This window comes from Bradyrhizobium sp. NBAIM08 (genome assembly GCF_020193935.1).
GTDB classification, from domain to species: domain Bacteria; phylum Pseudomonadota; class Alphaproteobacteria; order Rhizobiales; family Xanthobacteraceae; genus Bradyrhizobium; species Bradyrhizobium yuanmingense.
The window spans coordinates 1-393 of sequence record NZ_JADYVR010001152.1 but is presented as its reverse complement, the minus strand read 5'-3'; the positions used below and the strand labels follow the sequence as shown (position 1 = coordinate 393).

Sequence of the window (393 nt, the reverse complement as noted above, 5' to 3'; positions counted from 1 at the left end):
TCCTCGCCCGGAAGCTCGGCACGACCTGGCGTGACGCCCGAGCGGACGCGAAGGTCGTCGCCGCGATCGACGCCGCCCTGGCCGACCCGGCCCAGCGCCTGGCCGGCATCGGCGCGGCCACGGCCACCGGCGATGGGCGCTATGCCCCGGCCCTCGTCGGCTTCGCCCGCGACGAGAAGGGGGCGGAGGGGGTCCGCGTCGCCGCGATCGAGGCGATCGGCCGGCTCAGGCCGGCGAAGGCGGACGAGTTCCTCAACGGCCTGATCCTCGGTGTCAAGGGGAAGGACGCCTCGACCGGCATCGCCGAGGCGGCCCTGCGGGCCCTGCCCTCGGTCCGCGACGCCTCGGGCACCCTCTCCGCGATGATCGCCGGCAAGGACTACCCGCTCGGCC

At 76.1% G+C, this 393-nt stretch carries 1 protein-coding gene; it reads left to right on the top strand.

Annotation, left to right across the window (positions count from 1 at the left end):
- On the top strand, window positions 1-393 hold a 393-nt coding region (locus tag I6F37_RS43915; protein WP_225154972.1), incomplete at both ends, for a hypothetical protein.